This is a genomic window from Vibrio sp. HI00D65 (assembly GCF_001635455.1).
Lineage (GTDB): Bacteria > Pseudomonadota > Gammaproteobacteria > Enterobacterales > Vibrionaceae > Vibrio.
On record NZ_LWEH01000608.1, the window covers coordinates 126,644 to 149,779 of the forward strand.

19 protein-coding genes are annotated in these 23,136 nt (G+C 43.4%); 12 read left to right on the forward strand and 7 right to left on the reverse strand.

Features of this window, described 5'->3' with window-relative positions:
• Positions 1-6: 6 nt before the first annotated feature.
• On the reverse strand, positions 7-936 hold the full coding sequence (gene pstC, locus A3712_RS24705; protein WP_004737717.1) for a phosphate ABC transporter permease subunit PstC: 930 nt from the start codon (positions 934-936) through the stop codon (positions 7-9).
• A gap of 112 nt (positions 937-1,048) precedes the next feature.
• The gene (locus tag A3712_RS24710) at positions 1,049-1,870 is read right to left on the reverse strand and encodes a phosphate ABC transporter substrate-binding protein (protein ID WP_063525351.1); all 822 of its coding nucleotides are present in this window, start codon (positions 1,868-1,870) and stop codon (positions 1,049-1,051) included.
• A 464-nt stretch (positions 1,871-2,334) separates the two neighbouring features.
• On the opposite strand from A3712_RS24710, the gene A3712_RS24715 reads away from it, so the two are divergent.
• Positions 2,335-3,978: a methyl-accepting chemotaxis protein gene (locus A3712_RS24715; protein ID WP_063525352.1), complete on the forward strand. Its 1,644-nt coding sequence runs from the start codon at positions 2,335-2,337 to the stop codon at positions 3,976-3,978.
• A 112-nt stretch (positions 3,979-4,090) separates the two neighbouring features.
• Here A3712_RS24715 and A3712_RS24720 read toward each other — a convergent pair whose 3' ends face one another.
• Together A3712_RS24720 and A3712_RS24725 are read right to left on the reverse strand one after the other, a co-directional pair.
• On the reverse strand, positions 4,091-4,981 hold the full coding sequence (locus tag A3712_RS24720) for a lipase secretion chaperone (protein ID WP_063525353.1): 891 nt from the start codon (positions 4,979-4,981) through the stop codon (positions 4,091-4,093).
• Positions 4,982-5,020: 39 nt separating this feature from the next.
• A complete protein-coding gene (locus A3712_RS24725) occupies positions 5,021-5,962 on the reverse strand; it encodes an esterase/lipase family protein (protein ID WP_063525354.1) in 942 nt (313 codons plus the stop codon).
• A gap of 425 nt (positions 5,963-6,387) precedes the next feature.
• On the opposite strand from A3712_RS24725, the gene A3712_RS24730 reads away from it, so the two are divergent.
• Positions 6,388-7,620 (forward strand): SGNH/GDSL hydrolase family protein, encoded by a 1,233-nt coding sequence (locus A3712_RS24730; protein WP_063525355.1) that lies wholly within the window; start codon positions 6,388-6,390, stop codon positions 7,618-7,620.
• A gap of 244 nt (positions 7,621-7,864) precedes the next feature.
• Here the strand turns inward: A3712_RS24730 and A3712_RS24735 are convergent, their stop codons facing one another.
• Complete coding sequence (locus tag A3712_RS24735) at positions 7,865-9,196, reverse strand: DEAD/DEAH box helicase (protein WP_063525356.1); 1,332 nt, start codon at positions 9,194-9,196, stop codon at positions 7,865-7,867.
• A 361-nt stretch (positions 9,197-9,557) separates the two neighbouring features.
• Between A3712_RS24735 and A3712_RS24740 the strand changes: the two genes are divergently transcribed.
• Entirely contained in the window at positions 9,558-9,824 is a 267-nt protein-coding gene (locus A3712_RS24740) for an Lpp/OprI family alanine-zipper lipoprotein (protein WP_063525357.1), read from the forward strand.
• Between the two features lie 152 nt (positions 9,825-9,976).
• Here A3712_RS24740 and A3712_RS24745 read toward each other — a convergent pair whose 3' ends face one another.
• The gene (locus A3712_RS24745) at positions 9,977-10,972 is read right to left on the reverse strand and encodes a L,D-transpeptidase family protein (protein WP_063525358.1); all 996 of its coding nucleotides are present in this window, start codon (positions 10,970-10,972) and stop codon (positions 9,977-9,979) included.
• A 349-nt stretch (positions 10,973-11,321) separates the two neighbouring features.
• Here A3712_RS24745 and deoD point away from each other — a divergent pair, with 349 nt between their 5' ends.
• The 4 genes from deoD to A3712_RS24765 all read left to right on the forward strand — a co-directional run bounded on the left by deoD (position 11,322) and on the right by A3712_RS24765 (position 16,819).
• Positions 11,322-12,032: a purine-nucleoside phosphorylase gene (deoD, locus tag A3712_RS24750; RefSeq protein WP_063525359.1), complete on the forward strand. Its 711-nt coding sequence runs from the start codon at positions 11,322-11,324 to the stop codon at positions 12,030-12,032.
• Positions 12,033-12,113: 81 nt separating this feature from the next.
• Positions 12,114-13,583: a hypothetical protein gene (locus A3712_RS24755; RefSeq protein ID WP_063525360.1), complete on the forward strand. Its 1,470-nt coding sequence runs from the start codon at positions 12,114-12,116 to the stop codon at positions 13,581-13,583.
• A gap of 186 nt (positions 13,584-13,769) precedes the next feature.
• Positions 13,770-15,239: a hypothetical protein gene (locus tag A3712_RS24760; RefSeq protein ID WP_063525361.1), complete on the forward strand. Its 1,470-nt coding sequence runs from the start codon at positions 13,770-13,772 to the stop codon at positions 15,237-15,239.
• Positions 15,239-16,819 (forward strand): GGDEF domain-containing protein, encoded by a 1,581-nt coding sequence (locus A3712_RS24765; protein WP_063525362.1) that lies wholly within the window; start codon positions 15,239-15,241, stop codon positions 16,817-16,819. The genes A3712_RS24760 and A3712_RS24765 overlap by 1 nt, the downstream gene beginning before the upstream one ends.
• Positions 16,820-16,915: 96 nt before the next feature.
• Here the strand turns inward: A3712_RS24765 and A3712_RS24770 are convergent, their stop codons facing one another.
• The gene (locus A3712_RS24770) at positions 16,916-17,818 is read right to left on the reverse strand and encodes a DMT family transporter (protein ID WP_063525363.1); all 903 of its coding nucleotides are present in this window, start codon (positions 17,816-17,818) and stop codon (positions 16,916-16,918) included.
• Between the two features lie 249 nt (positions 17,819-18,067).
• On the opposite strand from A3712_RS24770, the gene A3712_RS24775 reads away from it, so the two are divergent.
• From A3712_RS24775 to A3712_RS24795, 5 genes are all read left to right on the forward strand, one after another.
• Complete coding sequence (locus A3712_RS24775; protein ID WP_063525364.1) at positions 18,068-18,463, forward strand: DUF3302 domain-containing protein; 396 nt, start codon at positions 18,068-18,070, stop codon at positions 18,461-18,463.
• Positions 18,463-19,593, forward strand: coding sequence for an HlyD family secretion protein (locus A3712_RS24780; protein WP_063525365.1), 1,131 nt, complete (start codon positions 18,463-18,465; stop codon positions 19,591-19,593). The genes A3712_RS24775 and A3712_RS24780 overlap by 1 nt, the downstream gene beginning before the upstream one ends.
• A gap of 302 nt (positions 19,594-19,895) precedes the next feature.
• Complete coding sequence (locus A3712_RS24785) at positions 19,896-20,444, forward strand: ECF-type riboflavin transporter substrate-binding protein (RefSeq protein WP_063525366.1); 549 nt, start codon at positions 19,896-19,898, stop codon at positions 20,442-20,444.
• A gap of 6 nt (positions 20,445-20,450) precedes the next feature.
• Positions 20,451-22,145 (forward strand): ABC transporter ATP-binding protein, encoded by a 1,695-nt coding sequence (locus A3712_RS24790; RefSeq protein WP_063525367.1) that lies wholly within the window; start codon positions 20,451-20,453, stop codon positions 22,143-22,145.
• A complete protein-coding gene (locus A3712_RS24795; protein ID WP_063525368.1) occupies positions 22,142-22,981 on the forward strand; it encodes an energy-coupling factor transporter transmembrane component T family protein in 840 nt (279 codons plus the stop codon). The genes A3712_RS24790 and A3712_RS24795 overlap by 4 nt, the downstream gene beginning before the upstream one ends.
• Positions 22,982-23,136 lie beyond the last annotated feature (155 nt).

Below are 23,136 nucleotides of genomic sequence, written 5' to 3' on the forward strand. Positions count from 1 at the left end.
CCCCGCTTACTTCGATTTTTCACGGTTAAGATAAAGTAGAGCACCATTTAACATCATGATGAACACTAGAAGTACAACACCGGTTGCGTAGAGTGCATTTGCGTGAACGCCACTTGCGTAAGACATCTCAATCGCAATGTTCGCTGTTAGTGTACGAGCCGAGTCCAAAATACCTTCTGGCATTGCTGGAGCGTTACCCATCACCATGATGATTGCCATGGTTTCACCAAGTGCACGACCGATACCTAGAATCACACCAGTCATAATGCCAGAACGAGCGGCCGGAACGAGCAGCTTAAAAATCGTGTAGATTTTAGAAGCACCCAGTGCAAGTGAACCTTCTTTATAAGTGCGTGGCACTGCACGAATCGAAGTTTCAGAAACCGTAATAACGGTAGGAAGAATCATAATACCCAGAACGATGATACCTGCCAGGATGGTGTTACCCGCTGGTACAGAGAAAATGTTCTGAATCATTGGAACGATAATTACCAGACCAAAGAAGCCGTATACTACCGACGGGATACCCGCTAGAAGTTCAACTGCTGGACGAATAATATCTGCAAGACGCTTAGGAGCAATCTCGGCAATAAAAATAGCGGTTAATACACCTACTGGTACACCAACAACTACAGCGCCTAGTGTTGACACAATCGATGCAACAATCATGGTTGCAACACCGAATAGAGCTGGAGGTAACCAGTCAACACCCAAAACGATGCCAGAAACACCAGCCTCTTGGAATGCAGGGATACTCTCTGCAACGATAAAGTAAGCGATAACGGCTAGTGATACGATGCCGATTACAGCACTCGACAAGAACAAGCCGTGAAAGATTCTTTCTTTCCAGTCAACGCGCTTTTTTGTACGCAGACTCGGCTTATTGATTTGAGTTGCTTCAGTATTCATAAGCTTTTCACTATGTGCGATGGTCATATATAAAATCTCAAACTTTGTGGCTCAAAAAGAGCTCTAAATAGCCAAAGTTGAAAGAAAAGGCTCAGCCTAAAGTCAGGCTGAGCAATAATTAAGAGTGAGCCAGTTAAGATTAGTTAACTGTGATGTAACCTTTCTTACCAGCGATAGCTTGAGCTTCGTCTGAAACCATCCAGTCCAAAAACTTTTGAGTTTCAGCTGTAGGAGCGCCAGACTTGTATAGCACTAGGAAAGGACGAGCAACTTTATAAGAACCGCTCTTAACATTAGCCACTGTCGCAGCTGCACCATCGATAGTTAGAGGATGTACAGATTCGTCAACCGTACCCAAAGAGATAAAGCCGATTGCGTATGGGTTGCTTGCTACAGAAACTTTAAGTGCGCCGTTGCCGTTCGCAACTTGTGCACGCTGAGAGATAGCCGATACTTTCTTATCACCAATTTTCTTCTTAAGCTTCATGATGTCCTCGAATGCACCACGTGTACCAGATGCAGTATCACGAGTGATTGCTACGATTGGCTTGTCTGCGCCACCCACATCTTTCCAGTTAGTGATATCGCCTTTGTAGATTGAAGTGATTTGCTCAGAAGTAAGAGCAGATACTTCATTATTTGGGTTTACAACAACTGCGATACCGTCACGAGCGATAACTAGCTCTTTCAGGTCAGCTGTTTTTTCTTCTGCTTTCAGTTCACGAGAAGAGATACCTAGGTCAGCACTTCCATTTTTTGCTGCTTTGATACCTGCAGAAGAACCTGGAGCTTGAATCTCGATGAACACTGGTTCACCTTTATTCATGAAGGTTTCTGCAAAAACTTCAACCAGTGGAGAAGCACTGTTAGAGCCAACTACAGAGATAGTTTCGTTAGCTGAAGCTGTATTCACTGTTAGAGCGCCTAGAAGTGCGATTGCACCGATAACTGTCTTTTTCATCACAAATTTCCTTTCGTGGCGTTATTGCCGTAATGTTGTGTTTGCTTGAACGGTGCCCACTTTAGAATCCGAATGTGACAGTTGTGTTTCACTAAATTGAAGCCTATATGACAACTGCAACTTATTTTCTTGTTCTATGCTTATTTAGATGCCTTCAAAGTAATACATTTGCTTGTTCTATAAGCACTAAGTATTAATGCCTACCAAATGAAAACAACACGCGTAATTAACCATCTCGGCTCATATTTACATAGGACATGGGCAACTCCCCCCCTTATTGTCCTTATTTTTACAAAGGTAAATAAGCTCAGTCGGAACAATTAATAATCAAAACCTATCAAATAACCATCAATATATAAATCAAATCCATTACTGATTGAATTGTCATTCTCAGAAGTTAGAATTACCCACTAATAACAATAATAACAATTGCTTCTGCTCATTTATTCAAAGAGGGACATTACATGCGCCAACTTCTCAGTGGCTTATCTATAAAAATACAAATACTAATACCTGTTCTCTTTTCCGTCGTTTTGCTTTTGGCGGGGGTTATTATCGGTGGTGACAAACTAGAAAATGCCTTTAAAAAGGTATCTATCGCAACAGACCGACTGATCCTACATAAAGAGGAACTCAGCGAAATCGTCGACAACAGCTACGGTATGCGCATCAAAGCGATCTACAGCTTGTTCAATGCAGATGATGTGAAAACCTTGGTTCAAACTCTTGATGAGAAGCGTGACCTGAACACTCGTCTGTTGAACTCCTTAAATACTGTGCCGGGGATGCAAGGCGAAGTAGCAGCGATGAGTAAGGCGATGAATCACTATGTCGACTTTTCTCGTACAACAATGCTTCCTTTATTAAAGGCAAAACATGGTAATTCAGCTCTGTCTTCTGACTTCGATGTACGCTACCAATTGGCCATTGACCAATACCGTCATGCAGGCAACGAGATGGTACAAGCCATCAGTACCCTATCTAAAAAACTCAACTTACTTGCGACACAAGAAGTAGACATCAATGGTCAGCAACACACCAATACACTGGATTCGGCAACAGTAGCACTGTTAATTATCCTTTCAGTCGCACTAGGCATCAGCTGGATACTCGCAAGCATCATTGTTAAACCAATAAGCAATATTCAAGCAACCATGCGTGAAGTAGCCAAAGGTAACTTGTTAGTTAAAGCAGAAGAGTACGGCGATAACGAAATCTCTCGCCTAGCAAAAGACGTTAACCAATCGGTAGACCAACTGCGTGACACCGTAAGTTCACTTTCTCGCATCAGTATTGAAGTCGCTTCAGCTTCCACAGAGCTAGCAGCAGTAATGACGCAATCAAGCGTGAACTCAGATCAAGAGAAGCAAGAAGTTGAGCAAGTTGCTTCTGCAGTGAATCAACTGGAGAGCACTGCTTCTCACGTTAACGAAAATGCCGTTCAAGCAGATTCGTCGTCTAAGCAAGCTGATGAGATGGCAACGCACAGCATGAGTCTGTTCAACGAAAGCAACAAAGCCAATGAGCAAATGGCGATTCAACTTAGCGAAGCAGCGAATGTTGTCGGCACACTGAAAGAACACTCAGAACAGATTGGTAAAGTAATTGAAGTGATTCAAAGCATCTCTGAACAAACTAATCTACTTGCGCTTAACGCGGCCATTGAAGCGGCGCGTGCGGGAGAAAGCGGTCGTGGTTTCGCGGTGGTTGCCGATGAAGTTCGAATGCTAGCGGCACGTACTCAAGACTCAACCAAAGAGATCCAAACCATTATCGAAGGTTTGCAAATTCAATCTGGCAACGCCAATGAAAGTATGAGCAACTCGCTGGCTATGCTAGAACAAAACCAAGCGCTTGCTAATGAAGTGAGTATCGCCCTTTCTGGTATCGCTAACTCGGTAACGGACATGACGGAGATTAACACTCAAGTAGCCTCTGCAGCCGAAGAGCAAAGCCAAGTGACGTCAGACATCAACCGCAATATCTCAAACATCTACAGCTTAGTAAGCCAGAACGTAACCGGCATTACCCAAGCTGCTGCTGCCAGCCATGAGTTGTCTAATCTTGCAGAGCAACAGAAGCAACAGTTGGGTTACTTCAAGGTGTAAAGTTTAAGATTGAATATTCGATCTTATAGTCAAAGCACCCCACCTAATAACAAAAAGCCAGTCACTCGTGACTGGCTTTTCACTAATAAACTCTTTCGTTGAACAAACTTCGTTACTCAAGCTCTGCATCCCAAATTCGTTCTATCGCTTCGACTCTTCTGATCTGCTTTGAAGGAAAATGGGCAACTCTGAGCTTCGCGATTGTCTTTTGTCGTTCGGCTTGTGATAGCACTGTGTCGTCTAGGATATCTTTTCGTTCTGCTAAGTAAATCTCCAAAGCACCTTCAAAATCCGCTCTTTGCTGGTCAAGTATTTCAAGCCTTTGCGCTGCTTCATCACCCACCAGCTCATTTCGCTTCAAGTATTTCTCTTGCTGGTCAAGCCCTTCAGAGTTGGATAATTGTTGAAGCAAAACCTGATTCTTGTGACTCGTTTGAACATAATCGGCTTGCTCAGAGATTAAAGAGTCTAACCGTTGTTGGTACTCCAACTCATTCAACCCTTCTTGCTTCAATCGAAGCTTTTCTAGAGCAATTTCCCTCATTTGGTTATCGTGAGTAAATAAAATACTTATCTCGCTCGGGCTAAAAAACTGAGCCTGAAGATCGAGTAAGGCTAGGTTTAAGCGTTGTAGATCATCGACAGAGATCGAGGAGGGGTCGAACTGAACGTCCAATGACGTCAATGCCGACTTGTAATTAAGATATTTGGTAAACAAGACCTCGTCGACAATCGCACCCTGTGAATGAGCATGATGTTGTGCAACGTTGCTACGAATATCTTCAAGGGTTAGCTCTGTTTGTCCAGAGACAAAGTAGTCCATAGTGTCTTTGGCCGATGCACTATCAATATCAGTATCTTGTTGAGAGCTCACTTTCAACGAGGAGATACTTTGTTTGTCACCACTTGGGTTTAAGCCCTCTTCCACTGGAAATAACAAAAAGACCGCCGCTACACTCATCAGGGCTATCGTGGTTATCGAAAAAATGGCGGCCTTAATCATCATATTTTCCTTATGGTGTTAATGAATCTTCAAAACAGTCTACAAGCCTGCCAACTTCAATCGGTTAGCGTGCTGGCGATACAACGTCACCGGATCAGTCTCAAACAAATGATGGATGCCCAGCAAACCGTTGATCTCATCCAGATGGTTCATTTTGTAATCATCGCCAATCACTTTACCTAGGTGAGCACTACAGGCTCCAACAAGCCCATCATTTGGCTCGTTGAACGCTAAACCTAGCACTGTCATCGCCGCATCGGTTGGGTCCAGAAGGTTGGTAAAAGTGGAAGACCCTGTCCATGAGTAGTAATAAACACCGTTGCTGGCTTGCCACTCACCATCACCGCACGCAGAGGTTGGAACCCCTTCAGGATAAAACTGGTTGAAAGCAAGAGAGCCTTCTGTGGTCAGCGCTTCTAATGATGCCAAGCCATCTTGTTCCAGATCAGAACCACCGGAAAGTAGATTGATGAGTGTCGTCAAACCACCAGCCAACTTAACTGCTATCCCTTCTGAAACTGACCCCTCAGGTACCGTTCCACGGACTAAATCCGCCACTTTTGAACCTTTATGAACGCCACCAATACTCGTTACCGATGCGACAAGGTCTGGCCTCACTGAGGCCACATACCGCGCTGTGGGGCCACCATGACTATGCCCGACAATGTTGACCTTATTTGCTCCTGTTGCTGCTAGAAGTGTTTCGACTTGAGCCAGTAACTGCTCTCCCCTAACTTCTGAGCTATTCGTCGCTGATACCTGCGCAACATATACGCTCGCGCCATCTTTGGTTAAGGATTCAGGCACTCCGTAGAAGTAATCCACACCAGCTAAAGTATCGAACCCAAATAAGCCATGCACTAACACAATGGGATATTTGGTTTCAGTGTATCCACTGACTTCTAACGCCGATGCGCTCGTTCCTGCATAGACCCCCATACTCGATAGGCAGGCGATTGTCCAAATTAATATCTTTTTCAATGCTCTCTCCTTAAACAAGTTAGACCTCTGATGAGTATCAAAAACGTAGGTGATAATTTTATAAAAATAAAAAGAGCGGCTCGAGATTTGTGAAGTTGAACAGGAAATAAACAATAGGAATTAACATTGAACGACGAAAGTCACAACAAACCAAATATAAAATAAGCAACTGATTAATAAGCATTAATTAACATAAATACTAATAGTAAAACACTAAAAATGCGGGTAAGAGCTTGCGCCCAAAGAAAAGTGAATAAACGTAAACTCGTTGAAAGTTGGATCCATGTAACACTTATTACACGTGCTTTATATGAGTAATTGACGTAACAGCGAATAATGTTCGATACATTTTTAATTGATATTGATTCTAATTATTAACAATCAAGTAATTAAACACACAACCCTTGGTAAATGAGTACTCGAAAATGAAGAAAATGATCTTGGTATTTGCACTGACGATGCCCCAAATTGCATCAGCTCAGGCAGAGACATCAATGCCCGATGAAGTAATACAAGAACAGATGCTTGATACACAAACATACGTAAGGTGCTGGTACCGATCCGACATATCAAATGACTCAGTCGCGACGGATTGGAAATGGGCAAGAGACAAAGAGGGCAATTATTACACCATTGAGGGATATTGGTGGTCACCCTCCTCTTACAAAAACATGTTCTTCAGTGAAACTCCGCAATCAGAAATTAAACAACGTTGTGATGAAACCCTAGACCTTCAGCATGATGCCGCAGATATCACGTATTTTGCAGCAGACAGTCGCTTCTCCTACAACCATTCAATATGGACTAATGACGAAGAACGCCAAGAGAATCAAATTAATCGAATCATCACATTTGGAGATAGCCTTTCTGACACTGGGAACTTATTCAACGGCTCACAGTGGGTGTTTCCAAATGCCAACTCGTGGTTCTTAGGTCACTTCTCAAACGGCTTGGTCTGGACCGAATACTTGGCAAAAGAGAAAAATATACCTCTTTACAACTGGGCAGTTGGTGGAGCAGCAGGCACAAATCAGTATGGCGTGCTCAAAGGCGTTTATGATCAAGTGACGTCATACTTAAAATACATGGAGGCAACTAAAAACTATAAACCGGAAAACTCACTGTTTACTTTAGAGTTTGGACTCAACGACTTTATGAATTACGACCGCTCTGTCGTCGATGTAAAAGCCGATTTTAGTAGCGCTCTTATTCGGCTAACAGGGTCTGGCGCTCAAAACATCTTACTATTTACACTCCCAGACGCAACTAAGGCACCACAATTTAAGTATACGAGCGAGGCGGAAACAGAGCTCGTAAGACGTAAGATTATCGAGTTTAATCTCTTTATCGAAGAACAGGTGAGCTATTACAAACAAAGAGGACTCAATATCGTTCTATTCGATGCTTATACTCTGTTTGATAGCATTACCGAAAACCCGCAGCAGCATGGTTTCCAAAACGCAACTGAACCCTGTTTAGACATCCAACGTCACTCTGCGGCCGATTATCTCTACCAGCATAACCTTACCAATGAGTGTGCGGCCTATGGTTCAGACCATTACGTCTTTTGGGGGGTAACTCATCCTACGACCGCAGTACACAAATATCTCGCAGAGCATATTCTCATGACGCATTTATCGACCTTTAACTTTGACTAGTAAAATTTGCCTGGGATGACATTATTCGCCCCATAACGCGATTAACATTTTATCGCTAACTCAATGTTATCGACGGAAGTCAATGTACTCAAATACTGTTATACCCAGCTCTTAGAAACGGATCATGAGCGAAGTTTTAATTAGACTAAGAAAAAGTAGAGAAACATCGATACAAAAAACCGCCTGTATAGGCGGTTTTTATTTATCTAAACTTTATCAATAAAGCTTTTAAACTGGCTAGTGATTACTCGTCGTCCACTTTTGGCGACACTTTCTTCTTAGGAATAAACACGCTATCACCTACAGCCACATTTTGGTGGAAACTCTTATCGCGTTTAACTGGCTTCTTCGCTGTCTTCTTCGCTTGAGGTTTGCCCGCTTTCTTAGCCGGACCACCCTTCTTGAAGGCTGGCTTACGAGGCTTGATGCCTTTGAACTTACCTTTAAGGCCTTCAAGAACTGAAAAGTTAAGATCTTGCTGCAGGTAAAGCTCAACGCGCTTGAAGCTGTCCCAATCTTTTGGACCAACCAAAGAGATTGCATCACCTTTATTACCAGCACGGCCGGTACGACCAACACGGTGAACGTACTCTTCAGTGTGCTTAGGCATATCAAAGTTGATAACATGGCTCACGTTTGGAATATCAATACCACGTGACGCAACATCTGTTGTTACTAGAATCTTGTAAACCGCACGCTCGAACTGGCTCATGATGGCATTACGTTGCGTTTGGTTTAGGTTACCACTCAGTGCAACCGCTTTTAGCTTCTTCTCGTTAAGCTTGTCGGTTAGACGATCAGTATCAGCACGAGTTGCCGTGAAGATCATAACCTGGCGGTACTCAGCCTCTTCCAGAACTCGGTCTAGAATCGCTTCTTTATGATCCAAGTGGTCACACAGGTAGAATTGCTGCGTGATATCAAGGTGCTGCTCATTCGATACACCCACGGAAATACGCTTAGGTGCGTCTAGCATCTCATTAGCAATATCGTTCACTTCTGCGTGATCAAGCGTAGCTGAGAACATCAAAGTTTGACGGCGACGGTGCTTCGCAGCATTCGCAATACGGCGCAGTTCAGGCGCAAAGCCTAGATCAAGCATTCGGTCTGCTTCATCAAGGATCAGTGTTTCAACACCATCTAGGAACAACGAACGGTGCTCTAGGTGATCGGCTAAACGGCCAGGAGTCGCTACAATAAAACGAGGGTATTTACGCAGTGCTTTAACTTGATCATTAAAGTTCTCGCCACCTAGGATAAGAGTCGCTTCGTAAGACAGACCACCCAGCATGCTACGCAATTCGCCATATACCTGCTTAGCCAACTCACGAGTAGGAGCCAAGATTACACCACGAGGATCACGAGCAGAAAACGCTTTGGTTTTTAATGCTTTGTGAATCATTGGCAAAACAAACGCCAATGTTTTACCTGAACCCGTTTTTGATGAAGCCAATAGATCCTTACCGGCAATAGCAACAGGGATCGCTTTCGATTGGATCTCTGTCGCTTTCTTAAAGTCGTAATGTTTTAAGTTCTTCAGTAAGCGGTTATCTAAGCCTAAATCTTTAAAGTGCAAAGGACTCTCCAGTCATGATGGTATTGAATAAATTTATTTTAACGCGACATGATACCGCGAAAATGCATTATAAGGATAGAGATCACAGTAAATTTATCCTTACTAACAAAGTTGTTTAGAGCATTGTATGCGTTGACAACAAAAGGATGCCTGCATTAAATCAGAGACAAAGCTCTTCAAAACAACCCATCTCATAAGTGAGACTGGACGTGATGCTCAGCTAATTACCTCAAAAATTTAGCAATTTCTTTAGTTATTGTTTTTGCGCTTAAAAAATTAGTCGCTACAATCATTAATGAAGCGACTATATGATAAAAAATGTATAGCGCATCTTTTGATGTTAAATAAGCAAGGAGTTCTTATGAATAAGACGTTAATCGCAGCTGCAGCCTCAGTTTTCATTCTAGCTGGTTGTTCTTCAGAGCCAGAAGAAGCTGCAGTGTCAGAAATGGATCAACTAACTAACCAAGTCGCTCAGCTTACAAATGAAGTTGAAGCACTTAAGAGTGATAAAGCAGCAGCAGAAATGAAAGCTCAAGAAGCTTCTGAAGCCGCTATGGCAGCAAAAGAAGAAGCGGATCGTGCTAATGACCGTATCGACAACATCGCTGAGTCTTACACTAAATAGTTTGATATTTAAACGCGATTAAGCTGTAGATTAAATAAGTCGCAAAAGCAGTACATCGATAGCACCACCTCTTCACAGATGTGGTGCTTTTGTTTTTTAAGGAGAATTGGCGAATCTATTAGAGCAAACTGCCTCAGATAAGAAGAAGTGCGTTAAAACTCAATCACCGGAGGAGCAATTTCAACAGGTACACCATTTTGCGCAAAGATAACCGCTTTAGCTTTTGAATTAGGCAAATCTGCATCTTCAAGCCACCACTTAAGTTCAACAGGAATTTGAAGTGATTTCTTAGAACCGTCACTTCGAGTTAATGGCTCATGCGCTTCAACAAACACACTTCGATCTGGTTCTAACGAGATCTTGATCGGCTCATTAATAATCGACACTTGCTCACCGCGGCTCACCTGCTCAAAAAGCCACTCGATATCTTTAGGTTCCATTCGAATACAGCCAGAGCTCACACGCAGACCAATCCCAAAATCCTTATTGGTGCCGTGTATCAGGTAATCCCCAGCTCCATACGCAAGTCGCAGCGCGTACTCACCTAGAGGATTTTCTGGTCCAGCAGGAACAACTTTCGGCAACTCAATACCTTTCTCTAGATACTCTTCACGGATTGACTTAGGCGGCGTCCAAGTCGGGTTTGGTCTCTTTTGGCTTATCTTGGTTATCATCTCTGGGGTATCACGTCCAATCCTACCAATACCGACAGGGAATACGTGCACCTGGTTTTTCTCTGGCTCAAAGTAGTACAACCTAAGCTCAGCCAAGTTAATCACTATCCCTTTTCTTGGGGTATCAGGAAGAATGAGGCGGCTAGGGATACTTAGCACATAACCTTCAGGGGGAAGAAAAGGATCAACGCCTTTATTTGCGGCCATTAAAGAGAGAAAACCGATATCGTATTGCTTAGCAATGATGGCTAACGTTTCACCTGCAGCAACTTCATGCTGTTGTATCCGGCCAACAATGCGGCTCTCTTTCGGAGGAAGCTCAAAAGTTGCCGCAGAGGCCCACGACGACACAATCCCAGCAGCAATCAAAGTCCCTTTTACAGTAAGCCTAGTCGTTCGCTGTGCGAGCAAAGCGATCTTACGTATATATGTTTTTATGGAGTACATAAGCGTCGAGTTAGGGCAATACAACATACAATTCCTTGGTTTGCCGCCTTTATCAAAGTTTAGATTATCGCTGATCAAACGTCTCTACAATGTATTGTTGCCTCAAACATCAGGTGCAATTGCGCTTTCGTCTAAAATATTTACTTTATCTGACCTTTAATTTATTGATACAAAATCGATTGCCTTTACGCTTTCAACAGGTTTGGTTATCAATATTAATAAAACGATAATAGCAGATCCATTTTGTGACTAGCGTCTCATGGAGGCTGGTTTTAACTCGCTAATATTGCCTCAATAAAACAAATTCAATTCAACAGAATCGGTAATTGATTAAATTCTGTTCCTAAAATTACCATTTAAACTTTGGAGAACGACCATGGCTACGCCTCATATTAACGCTCAAGCTGGTGATTTCGCAGAAACAGTACTGATGCCGGGTGACCCGCTTCGCGCAAAATACATTGCTGAAACATTCCTTGATGACGTTAAGCAAGTTTGTGACGTTCGCAACATGTTTGGTTACACAGGCACTTACAAAGGTAAGAAAGTTTCTGTGATGGGCCACGGTATGGGTATCCCATCAGCTTGCATCTACACACACGAGCTAATCGCTGAGTACGGTGTAAAGAACGTAATTCGCGTCGGTAGCTGTGGTGCAGTACGTGACGAAGTTAAACTTATGGACGTTGTTATCGGTATGGGCGCTTCAACAGACTCTAAAGTTAACCGCATTCGTTTTAACGACCACGACTTTGCAGCAATCGCTGATTTCGGTCTTCTTGAAGAAGCTGTTAACCAAGCGCGCGCTCAAGAAGTTCCAGCGAAAGTTGGTAACGTATTCTCTGCTGACCTATTCTACACACCTGAAGCAGACATCTTCGAGAAGATGGAAAAACTAGGCATCCTAGGTGTAGACATGGAAGCGGCAGGTATCTACGGCGTTGCTGCAGACCTAGGCGCTAAAGCACTAACAATCCTAACAGTTTCTGACCACATCATCCGTGGTGAAAAACTAAGCTCAGAAGAGCGTCAAAAATCGTTCAACGACATGATGAAAGTTGCTCTAGAGACAGCTATCAACATCTAATCATTGATTAACGATACTTTGAAAAGCAATACCCCGCAGCCAAGTTCGCTTGGCTGCTCAAATAATCCCGAGGGGGAGATCGTGTCTAACGATAAGCTGCCAAAAGATGCAGATGGTTTGCAACTCAACTTTTGTAAAACATTGGCGTGTGACAACTTTGGCTTGAGCGATGCAAAATGTTATGTTTTGCAACACGCTAACCCTAAGCGTCCAGCGATGGTTTGTCGTGAATGTGGAGCTTTCCCCCCCTTACTTAACAATCGTGAAGTGTTAAGCGAACTTCATCGCCTGAGACAACTTCACAGCGATGGGCTCCCTGCCTGTCGTAATGATGAGTGCGATAACTTCGGCTTATCGGTTCATACTCACAAACATCTTTACCATGCCTTCGGCTACAGTGGCGACAGGCAGCGTTATCGATGCAAAGACTGCCAATCAACCTTCGTTGACAAGTGGTCTGGCTCCAATAAAAAACTCCAGTTCCAAGAGAACCTCATGGGCTTATTGTTCATGGGATATTCTGTACGTGAAATCTGCAGAAAATTAGAGATCAATCCTAAAACTTTCTATGATCATGTTGACCATATCGCTAGCCGTTGTCGTCGCAAACTCGCGATGATTGACGCTCGATGGGTTAACCATGCCAAAGATTATCAGTTCGCCTCTCACTATCAGCGTTTACAACCTCAAAGCAACAACGGTGTGGTTTGGATCGCGACAGGTGAAGCACATTCTGGGTACATCCTTTGCCAACATGTAAATTACTCACAAAATGAAGAGCCCTCAGGAAATGTTGACCACAACCCGTATGATGATATGGCACGCTTTGTCTCCAAAGAGCACTCTTCAGAGGCAAACCTTGACCTACCACAACGCTCAGACAAGCTAAAAGAGCGTATTGAGCAACAATACCAAGTTATTTTGGCGCGAGGCAACGTTGAGGACCCGATGGGGAATCTAACAGCATTTAGCTACCCGTCAAAAGGGGCGCTAATTCGGCCACCTTATACGTCTTATGCTCACTTCCTACATGTATTAGACATGTGCGATGAAAATAAGCACGTAGCGATCTATATGCCACAAGATCCATTACTAAGATCTGCCGCCCTAAGCGTGTGTTTGCCGCGTATACAGAGTCAAAATATTGACCTTATGTATGTAGAGGAAGATTCCGGCTGGCAAGACGATCACCGTTTTGAAAAGATCGACATCGTCCATATGAGTTGGTGGCGCGATCGTTGGGCTATTGCTAATCAAGGTGATAAGCAGAAAGGTATTTGCTACCTAACGGGTAATAATCCAGAGCCAAAACAGTGGTTTAATACTGCTTCAATTCAACAAACTAAGTTTTATCAAGAGCGTTTTCAGGTGCTATTTGATAGCTTTATTAATGAACCTAGACGTAAGCTTCGTCCTGGTGGCATTCTTCCATTACTCGATATATTTAGAGCTTGGCACAATCTGTGCTACCAAGATAAGCAAGGGCTTACGGCAGCGCAACGCTTAGGTGTAGCGGAACAGCCATTGACCCTGAAGCAACTACTTTTATAGAAACGTACCTCTAGATAGTGATTCGGGAACTCATTGATTTTTAAGTAATAACATGAGGTAACATCCATAATTGGAAAAGATACGTGTTCCTTTAGTGCTCTAAGAAAGATAATTAGTGGCTTATCCTAAATCACACTCTTATAATGATTGTGTTATCAATATGTTCGATAATTACGGATCTAAGCCTTGGACAAAAATCAGTACCTTCTTGAAACAGAACTAGAACAACTCAAAACTCGTGTCGACTCTGAACCGCTGATGATCCTTGAGATTGCTCAGCAATGCCTCGTCAGATCTGAGCAAGTTCTGTTTGAAGAAGGAGCGATCCAATCGCTTATGTTAATGGCAAGATGTTGCTGGAGCCTGATGGATTACCAAAAAGGTTTAAAGTACGTCAAAGAAGCCTATAAGCGCCAAAACCGATTAGACACCGACCTTTTTCTTCCTGAAATCCTTCACTTACATGCGCTCCAATATTGGGGACAAGCCAAGTACTACTCTGCACAACAGTTCTGGATCAATGCGTTAGAACAATCAGCACTAGTAGATGAAGTCGAAATACAGATCGAATGCCTCATTGGTCTGGGCAACATCTGGAGAATGACTCACGAATATAAGCTGGCTCGTTCAACACACCAACTCGCGGTTAAAGTGGCAAACAACAGCCGTATTGGTTGGCTTGAAGGCAAAGCAAGAATCCTTCTCGCTTGGGATTACTACTTGCTTAACAACTATGTTGAAATGCTGTCGGTATTAGATGGTGCGGAAGAAGCGTTAAAAGGACATAAAGACAACACTTGGCATGCCGAGGTATGGGACTTTAGAGGCCTTGCACTACTTGGGCTTGAGCGCTTAGATGACGCTGAGCGTGCCACAGCCAAAGCCCATGAACTTGCGGTTGAGCACAACCTAGTGTGGATGAAAGCCCACTCTTATATCAGCCGCGCACGCTTAGAGTTACTCAAAAAGAGACCAGAGCAAGCCGCAGAGTTACTCTGGCTTGCGGAGGAGTCAGCAAACGAGTTTGATAATGGTGAGCTGCTCAGCCAAATCTGTTATCAACAATCTTTGGTCGCAGAAGAAAACCAAGATTTTAAAGCCGCTTTAATCGCCTTTAAGAAGTATCGTCAATACTCTATCGGCATGCTTCGAGAGCAGACCACTCGCGTGGGGTTAGATAAAGCACGCAGTTCAAAACGTCAACTCGAGCAGAGAGCGAAAAAACTCATCAACCGTATTCGTGGCCAACACGAGTATGACCCTGAAAAGCATCTCTCTTATGTTGTGTCTGAAACCTGTTGGTGGGAACAGCTGGTTCTGTTCAAAACAGAGCTTAAGCGTTCAAATCACAGCATCATTATGTTCCAACACGTCGATCCCGACTATTTAGATGTCTGTACCGAAATCGCTCACACCTTATGTAATCAAGATGACTTCATTTCAAGGCTCAGTTCCGAGCGTGTTGCGCTCATGCTCTCTGAAAAAGGTGAAGCCGCAGAGCAAATCTTCCAAACTCTAAACACCATGCTTGATATTTATCCATGGCACAGAAAAGGATTAAAAGGTTCAAAACCAACCGTCAGCCTCAATGACATTTTGACGTTCCCATTCACTCTTGAACAACTAGAAGAGTACGATGCCGAGGTAAGAGTTTGATGGAAACGCTACTAAGTAAAATCACCGATGCCGGTCTCGATCCCTCTTCCGTTTCAGGTGAAGAAGCGATCATATTCTGGAATCATATTCGCCAGCATGTTTCGACAACCAAAACCGAGCAAGCGCACTGCTATATTATTAGTTCGGAATATCGCGCTGAACTGCAACAAACCCAAACCAGTATCGAAGAGCTTAGACTGGCGCTCAATCTATTAAATTTACCAACAGATATAGAAGATATTCTGACCGTCAAAACCAGCCTAAGTGATCGCTTGGTAGAAGTTGGTGAATACACTTCAGCACTTAATGAATTCGTTAGCTCGTCATCCATTGCGGTTGAACATGGCTATATCAATGAATACGCAATGGCAATTCTAGGCATGGGTAACCTGTGTGACGCTTATGGCGACCACAACCGAGCTCTCCGCTATTACCAGAAAATAAACAGCATTGACCATGCGATAAGTAGTCGCTCACTTCGTCTTAAGTTCAAGCTTCATATGGTGGCGAGCCTAGTTCTACTGAATAGGATTACTGCAGCAAGTGACCTGCTCAATGAGTGTGAAGAGCTCAGCATTCTGGTCAGCAACAAACTACTGACTGCTCAAATATTGCTATACCAAGCAAAAGTGTTGCGTGCAAAGAAGAAGTATCAAGAAGCTCTACGTTGCCTGTCTCAGATTCAATACTCTGCGAACAACATGCAAGCAAGTTGGTTAGCAACCATGACGCGTCTCGAGCTCGCTCATTGTTTAAGTGCAATCGGCAAGCAAGAATACGCCAGCATGATCTTGTCGAGTACAGACAAGCGCATGAAGGTATACTCATCCCCAGTACTCGCTAAACGATTTTATGATTCGCTAAGCGACGTGTGCATGAACCAAGGACGTTTTCAGGAAGCATTAAGCTACGAGAAAAAAGGCTACAGAATTGAGACGGATCTAATGAAAAAGATCCCTATCAGTGAACTTGGAGCCAGCCAACTTCGTCGCCTATCGAGGTTCGAGCTGCAACTTAAACTCATCCTCTCTGAACAAGAAAACCGAGAGCTAAAAGAGACAACCGAGCAGCACAAAAACGCAGTGGCACAGCTACAACAAGATGTGTTCACCGACCCATTAACCGGTTTGCATAACCGCCGATGGTTAGATGTGAAGCTAAAGGACATGCTGTTACACGACACCTCTTTCGCACTCATGGTTGTCGATATTGATCACTTTAAGTCGATCAATGATGAGCTGAGCCACCTAGTGGGTGATAAAGCAATTGTGAGTGTTTCTCAAGAGTTAAGGTCATACTTCAAGTTCCGAGGCGCTTCCTGTGTCAGGTTCGGTGGAGAAGAGTTCCTAGTCATTCTAGAGAATACCGACATGGTAAAGGCAGAAATGCACTCGGAGAATTACCGTGAGCGCATTTTCCAATTTGGTTGGCACGAAATACTCGGTGAGCGTGGCTTAACAGTCAGTATTGGTATCACGATGCATCGTGAGGGAGAAAATACACAGCGTACCTTCTATCGAGCAGACAAAGCCTTATATCGTGCAAAAGCAAACGGTCGAAACCAAGTATGCACCGAGTAATGAGATAGTTGAAGTAGTGCCGAACTACTCAAGATCAGCACTACCCAATAGCAAAACAATAACTTGCTTCCGGCTTTATCTATTAGTGAAAAGACATCATTGATAGAAGAACAAAGATATTCCTCCTACTGCGGCAAGCGTACCTATCAAACTCTGCTTTGAGACCTTTTCCCCCTTCAACGCATAGATCACCAGAATAAAGACCGGACTGGTCGCTATCAATGTTTGAGCTATCGCGGGATTGGCATTTTTTAAAGCAATTTGTTGTAACCAAAGCGCGAGAAATGTCCCAACAAAAATGGCACTGAGTAACCATAGCTTGTCGAGTTTAGTCATATCCCATAAATCCCTTTTGATTGATGAATAAGGTTTACGCTCGACAAAAGGAATAATCATCATCACCGCAAATACCCCGATTGTCAGGCGAATCAAAGCCCCCAACAATGGTGGGATATCACCGCTAACCAAAGCGTAGTGAGAAATGACCACACCAGAAGCTTGGCACACACTTGCTACTAGCCCGTATCCAATGCCGATCCATTGCGCTTGGTTAGTGGAATCCTCACTCACCGAATTAGATGGCTGAAACACCACAAAGGTCACCGCTAACGTGGTGATGACGACACCGAGCCAACTTTGAAGTGTCAACGCAGCACCCAAGAACATCAATGTCAGTACGCCAGAAAGAGGCGGAGCTAAAGACTCAAGCAACAGTGTCTTGTTGGCACCGATTCTTTTCAAAGCAGCAAAGTAAGCGCTGTCACCAATTGCGATTCCAATAATCCCTGAGATCGCCAATATCCAAAAGTGATTAGCGCTCAATTCAAACTCTGGCATTGGGATAAGCGGCATCACAATCAGCATCATGACTGAAGCAACAAAACCCTTGATGATATTGAGCTGCATTGCTGAGAAACGATGCCCAAACTGCCCATAAATCCAAGTCGCACACGCCCACACGATAGCCGCACCGATCGCTGCTACTTCACCTATATACATTTGTATCTATCCTTGTAGTTATGTGCATCACGCATATTTCAACGATCACTCTTGAGTCAATATGACAAACAAGATAACAGAAATAACTCCATACATTAGAGATGTGATTTTATAAGTTCCAAGAATGACATCGCTCACATTAGAAGCAAAAACACATTATTTATAACTCGGTAAATCACATTGATAACAATTACTTGGATGATAGCCTACTATATTTATAACTAATATCTAACATCACAAGGATCTGTTATGTTTTTAGACTACTTTGCGCTCGGTCTGCTGATTTTCGTAGCATTAGTCATCTTCTACGGCATCATAGTCATTCACGATATTCCCTATGAAATTGCGAAAGGACGCAATCATCCTCATCAAGATGCTATTCATGTCTCTGGCTGGGTTAGCCTTTTCACTCTACACACTATTTGGCCGTTTCTTTGGATCTGGGCGACGTTATGGCGCAAAGATCGTGGGTGGGGCTTTGCCAAACTCGAAGAAGAACAGCACGATATTCACCACCGCGTTGATACCTTAATCGACCAAGTGAGCACTCTTCAGGAAGAAATATCACAGCTCAAGAAAGCAAAGCCAGAGCAAAGCAAGCAAAACAACGACCAAAATAAAGCTCAAGTCCAGGAGGTTAAGTAATGGATTTACTGCTGATAATGACCTATGCGGCACTTTGTATCACCATTTTTAAGGTGTTCAACATTCCGCTCAATAAATGGACTGTCCCTACTGCTGTTCTTGGCGGTGTGATCATCATCGGTACTTTGATTTTACTGATGAACTATAACCACCCTTTCACTCAGATTGGTAACCAAGTTTACTCAACAACTCCTATCGTTTCAGGGGTTAGAGGTAAAGTGATTGAAGTACCAGTAAAGGCGAATAAACCTCTTAAAAAGGGTGATATCCTCTTTAAAATCGATCCTATTCCATTCGAGGCTGAGGTCGCAAGATTAGAAGCAAAAGTAAAAGAAGCGAGCCAAGGTGCGTTAGGAATGGAATCTGATGTTGCTGAAGCAGAAGCTGCGAGAATCAAAGCCATTGCTGAAAGAGATAAAGCACAGCGTGAGTTCTCTCGTTACAAGCGCGGTTACGACAGTGGCGCCTTTACGGAACAACAATTGGACACTCGTAGACAAGCTTACAAAGCATCAGAAGCTGCGGTTAAAGTGGCGGATGCAACCTTGGAAAGAGCAAAATTTGCTTTAGATTCTGAGATCGGTGGTGAGAACACGGCGGTGTTAAGTCTATTATCTGAATTGCGTAAAGCTCAGTTTAACTTAGAGCAAACTGTCGTTCGAGCACCTACAGATGGTTACGTAACACAATTAGCGCTGCGTCCGGGAGTTATGGCGGTACCACTTCCACTCGCTCCGGTGATGACCTTTGTCCACACAGAAGACAAGTTCTACACTGCAGCCTTTAGACAAAACTCTTTGCAGCGCTTGCAGCCAAGCTACGAAGCAGAGTTCCTGTTCAGAGCATTACCAGGCAGAGTATTCAAAGGACGAATCGAAGAAGTGATTCCAGCCATCGGTGAGAGCCAATTTCAAGCGAGAGGTGAACTACTAGGTACTGAGGCATTGCGTACCAGTGGCCGTGTGCTTGTTAAATTAAGCATTACTGATGATCTGTCTGGCTTCCACTTACCTATGGGTACAGCAGTAGAAGTTGCGGTTTACTCAGATAGCTTCACTCACGTCTCTATAATGCGTAAAGTACTTATCCGCATGAAGAGTTGGCAGAATTACCTATATCTAGATCACTAAGCTAGGTATAGGTTGGTCAAGAACAGACTTAACACACTGTTAATATATATGAAAAAGCCAGATCTGCTCTGGCTTTTTTGTTGCTTGATTAACCACAAACCACGGTTTTTTACATCATATAAACGTATCTGGATGGAATTTTAGACATCTAGACACTTACCTTCCCTTATAGAAGGGTTCTACTGTATAATGCGCGCCTTATTTTTTATATTTGCCTAAAAAATGATCTCGATGAGATACCTGTTAATAATGGCGAATATACTTTCTTTGTTATTTTTATCTTTCAGTATTTGAGGTTACCTATGAACTTTTCGGCTAAAACAGTGGTTGTCATTGCCATTGGCGCAGCACTGTATGGCATTGGTGGTTTACCTATGTTTGGTGTACCAGTGTTCGCTAATACGACATTAAAACCAGCAATGGCGGTGTTAGCACTGTTTTCTGTTTTGTTCGGCCCGGTTGTAGGTTTCTTAGTAGGCTTCATTGGCCACTGGGTAACAGACCTATTCGCAGGCTGGGGTGTATGGTTAACTTGGGTATTGGGCTCAGGTATTGTAGGTATGATCATCGGTTTATTCCCGATGTTGACCAAAAACCGCCTTCAGCGAGGTGAGTTACCTATGAAAGACTTCGCGCTGTTTGTGGTACTTGCCCTTGCCGGTAATGTGGTCGGTTACGGCTGCTCTGCATTCCTAGATACCATCCTTTATGCAGAACCGTTTACTAAAGTCTTCACTCAACTGTCTATCATTGCAGCAGGTAACACTGTTCTGATCACTGTTGTTGGCTTGCTGATCCTTAAATCAGTCGCCAAACGCAACAAACAAAGCCGTAACCTGACGGAGGCATAAGCGATAATGACTATAGCATTTTCGAACTTCTCTTTTAGATATGAGTCGCTGGATAAACCGACGCTAAAAAATATCAATCTAAGGATAGAGAAAGGAGAGAAAATCGTCATTATTGGACCAAGTGGTAGTGGTAAATCTACCCTAGGTCAATGCCTTAACGGTCTGATTCCTCATGCTATCAAAGGTGAGGTGACTGGGTCTCTAGAGATCAACGGCAAGAACATCTCTGATTTTTCTATGCACGACTATACCGAGCAAGTCGGCACAGTATTACAAGATACTGATAGCCAATTTGTCGGTTTGAGTATTGGCGAAGACATCGCATTCGCGCTGGAAAATCAGTTAGTGTCGAACATTGATATGTACCCTCTGGTTAAGTCGACAGCAAAAATGGTCGACTTAGCAGATATGCTTGATCGCTCGCCACATGATTTATCCGGCGGTCAGAAACAACGCGTGTCATTAGCGGGCATCTTAGTTGATGACGTTGACATCCTGTTGTTTGATGAACCTTTGGCTAGCCTTGACCCGAAAACGGGTAAAGCGACTATCGAAATCATCAACCAGCTTCATAAAGAAACTAAAAAAACCATCGTAATCATCGAGCATCGCCTTGAGGATGTTCTACATCGCGATATCGACCGAGTGATCTTAATGGAGCGCGGTGAAATTGTTGCTGACATGACACCCGATGAAATATTAGCTTCTGAACTGCTTGAAACACACGGTATTCGTGAACCACTTTATTTATCTGCTCTTAAAGCAGCGAAAGCACCTTTGACCAGTGAAGATAAGCTATCAAACCTCAAAGCTCTCGATTACAAGAGGTTCCGTCCTGCAGTTCAGACTTGGTTTGCTGAACGCCCAACTCCAGTTACCGAGAAACAGTACCAACCTTTGCTTGAGGTCCACGGTCTGACTTACTCCTACGATGGTGAAAAGAACGCTCTTGAAGACGTTAGCTTTAAGATCGGCAAAGGTGAGTTCGTTTCAATCTTAGGCAAAAATGGCTCAGGTAAATCGACCATCACCAAGATTATCATGGGTGTGATTGACGCAGATTCTGGGTCTTCGTACCTAAACGGTGAAGACCTGTCAGAGCTTTCTATCTTCGAAAGAAGCCAGAAAGTCGGCGTTGTGATGCAGAACCCAAATCATATGATCTCTCATCATATGATCTTTGATGAAGTTGCATTCGGTCTGCGTAATCGTGGGGTTGCAAAGCAGGAAATCAAAGAGAAAGTTGAGAATGTTCTTGAGCTGTGTGGCTTGAGTAAATTCCGCCACTGGCCAATCGAGGCACTGAGCTACGGGCAGAAAAAACGCGTAACGATTGCTTCTATCCTAGTATTGGAACCTGAACTTCTGATCTTGGATGAACCAACTGCGGGTCAAGATTACCGTAATTACACCTCAATGCTGGCGTTTATCCAAAAGCTTAACCGCGAGTTAGGTATCACCGTCGTGATCATTTCACACGACATGCACCTTGTTCTAGAGTACACCACACGCTCAATCGTCATTGCTGACAGCAAGCTGATTGCTAACGCAGACATGACTGAGGTGTTCAGCCAACCATCGCTTCTAGAGAGGGCAAACCTCTGTACCACCAGTATTTATGAACTCGCGACCATGATGAAAATCGACGACACCAATGCATTTATGCAGTACTTCATCGACTACGAGAGAAGCTCGCTATGAATGCATCAAAAGTAAAATTCGGCATCAACTACATTGATACCAAATCACCGCTGCATGCGTTAAACGGCATCACTAAATTTGCTCTTTTCTTAGCTTGGGTGACTGTTGTATTAACGACATTCGACCTACGGTTTATCGCGTTACTTATCCTGACGGGGCTTTATCTACTCAAGCTAACCAGAGTGCCGGTTAGGGTTTATAAGCCTCTGTTGCTAGGTACGGCTAGTGTGTTAAGCCTGAATGCTTTGTTCATGTATCTGCTAGCCCCACAGCAAGGTACCGAGCTCATCGGCAGCGAAACTTTATTATTTACATTACCGGGTAACTACTCGTTGAGCCAAGAGACATTGTTTTACTTGGTTACCGTAACACTTAAGTACATGAGTATGTTTCCGATTGCGCTGATCTTTGTATTCACAACGCACCCGACTGAGTTTGCTGCTAGTCTCAACCGCATCGGTGTTCCTTACAAGATTGCCTACGCGGTCAGCTTAACGCTACGTTATTTGCCAGAAGTTAAGAAGGATTTCGTCAACATCATGCATGCCCAACAAGGTCGCGGTGTTGAACTTTCCAAGAAAGCACCACTTCTTGTACGCATTAAAAATGTTGCTAAAGTGTTAGGACCATTGATTTTCTCAAGCCTAGATAGAGCAGATGAAATATCGAATGCTATGACGCTACGTGGCTTTGGCAGACATAAGTCTCGCACTTGGTATAGCTACGCACCGTTAAAACGTATCGATTTTATTTGTTTATTGATCATCAGTTTAATCGTGATATTGGCTATAGCAAAACGCACTCTTGAACCAGCGTTGTTTTGGTATCCATTTTAGTATCAATTTAAACAAACAGTTAAAATGACACACCGCTCAATAGGGCAGTGTGTCATTTTATCATCCAATTTTGAATAAAACTTAACCGAACAAACCGTAACCATCGAAGTTTGACGATAAACTGACCGTTTCCTCACATGTTGGGTTTGAATTAC